A 2,097-nucleotide genomic window follows, 5' to 3' on the forward strand; every position below is an offset into this window, starting at 1 on the left:
CCGCGACCTGCTTGACGATGGCCAGGCCCAGACCGGTGCCGCCGGTCGACCGGGAGCGCGCCGGATCGACCCGGAAGAAGCGCTCGAAGACCCGCTCGGTGTATTCGGGGGCGATGCCCACCCCGCGATCGGTCACCGCGATTCGCACCTGTCCCTCGGAAGTCGTCCGGCTGACCGACACCTGGGTGCCGGCCGGCGAGTAGTTGATGGCGTTGCTGATGAGATTGGTCAGCGCCATGGTCAGCAGGGCCCGGTCCCCCCGGACCAGCAAACCGGAGTCGCGGTCCGCGACGACGGTGATGCCGGCCGCCTCGGCGGTGGCCGCGAGACGGCCGGTGGACTCGTCGACCACGGCGTCCACCTCGACCACCGCGTCGGCCTGCGGGTCGGCGCCCTGCAACCGGGACAGCGTGATCAACTCGGTGACCAGCGCCCCGAGCCGGACCGACTCCGAGTGCAGCCGACCGGCGAAATGCCGGACCGACTCGGGATCGTCGGCCGAGTCCAGGGTCGCCTCGGCCAGCAGCCCGATGGCCGCGACCGGCGTCTTCAGCTCGTGCGAGACGTTCGCGACAAAGTCCCGCCGGACCGCCTCCACCCGCTGCGCGACCGATTCGTCGGTGGCCGAGACCAGGATGCGCTCGTCGTCGATGCGCTGCACGACCGCCCGGATCGCCGTCGGCCCGGACGCGGGGACCCCCGGCGGGGTGGTCGCGGTGGTCAACGCCGGAGCCTGGACCGGTTCGAGCTCGACGTCGACCGGTTCCCCGGAGACCGCGGCCCGGTCGGCCGCGTCCAGCACGCTCGGGTTGACGATGCCACCGACCAGCACGCCCAGCTCACGGGCCCGGGCGTTCGACAGCAGCGGGCGACCCTGCGGGCTGAGCACCAGGTAGCCGGTCGAGGACCGGCTCAGCACCTCCCGCTCGAGCGGTTCGGACGCCGGCACCTGCCGCGCCGCGTCGGTCCGGCGCGGCCTCGTCATCCACCACGTGGACAGCCAGCCGACGGCGCATCCGCCGACCGCGACCGCCACATAACCCGCGCCTGACACAACCGTGATGGTAGGGCGATCCGCACCCCGATCCGACGCATCGGTGGCCGCAGGGCCACCATCAGGCGCCCTGCGGCCCATGGATTCACCCGGAGTTCACCGGGTGTCCACGACAGATTCAGCGGCCCTGGTTGGCCACCGCGGTGATCGCCGCGGCGGCGGCATCCGGATCCAGGTACTCGCCACCCGGCTTGATCGGCTTGAAGGCGTCGTCGAGCTCGTACTTGAGCGGGATGCCGGTCGGCAGGTTGACCTTCGCGATGCCCTCGTCGCTGATCTCGTCGAGCATCTTGACCACGGCGCGCAGCGAGTTGCCGTGGGCCGCGACCAGCACGGTCTTGCCGTCCTTCAGGTCGTCGAAGATCGGCCCGTACAGGTAGGACTCCATCCGGGCGACGACGTCGGCCAGGCACTCGGTCTTCGGGGCGTCGTCGCCGAGGTCGGCGTACCGGGGGTCGTCGGCCTGGGAGTACTTGTTGGTGTCGCTGATCGGCGGCGGCGGGGTGTCGTAGGAACGGCGCCACAGCATGAACTGCTCCTCGCCGTACTGCTGCAGGGTCTCCTTCTTGTCCTTGCCCTGCAGATCGCCGTAGTGCCGCTCGTTGAGCCGCCACGACCGGCGCACCGGGATCCAGTGCCGATCGGCCGCGTCGAGCGCGAGATTGGCGGTCATGATCGCGCGCCGCAGCAGCGAGGTGTGCAGGACGTCCGGCAGCACCCCGGCGGCGGTGAGCAGCTCGCCGCCGCGCGTCGCCTCGGCCCGGCCCTTGTCGGACAGCGGGACGTCCACCCAACCGGTGAACTGGTTCAAGGCGTTCCAGGTGCTCTCGCCGTGGCGCAACAGGATCAAGGTGTAGGTCATGGCCGTATTGTCCCGCAGGCCCGCCGAACGTACGCGTTGAGGCCGGTCCCGCCGGGCACCCGTCAGCCCACCCCGGCCGGCTCCCGCGGCTCGGCCCCGGTCCCGGCCCCGTCGGCCTCGGCCCCGGCCGGCGGACCAACCGGGGTCGCAGCGCCGGCGCGGGCGGAGCGGGACCGGCGCA

The 2,097-nt window shown here is 72.0% G+C and carries 2 protein-coding genes; both read right to left on the reverse strand.

Translation table 11 applies throughout. The features are described from left to right. Positions 1 to 1,054, reverse strand: a 1,054-nt coding sequence (locus tag ACOJUF_RS26130) for a sensor histidine kinase (protein WP_420124726.1), incomplete at its 3' end; no start/stop codon positions are given. Between the two features lie 118 nt (positions 1,055 to 1,172). Further along, positions 1,173 to 1,916, reverse strand: a complete 744-nt coding sequence (locus ACOJUF_RS26135) for a phosphoglyceromutase (RefSeq protein WP_420124727.1) — start codon at positions 1,914 to 1,916, stop codon at positions 1,173 to 1,175. Positions 1,917 to 2,097: the final 181 nt, after the last annotated feature.

Source organism: Nakamurella sp. (assembly GCF_048594475.1).
GTDB lineage: Bacteria > Actinomycetota > Actinomycetes > Mycobacteriales > Nakamurellaceae > Nakamurella.

What these genes read in the sequence shown, in the direction of transcription:
- ACOJUF_RS26135 (WP_420124727.1), bottom strand. Translation starts at nt 1,916, where the DNA reads ATGACCTACACCTTGATCCTGTTGCGCCACGGCGAGAGCACCTGGAAC.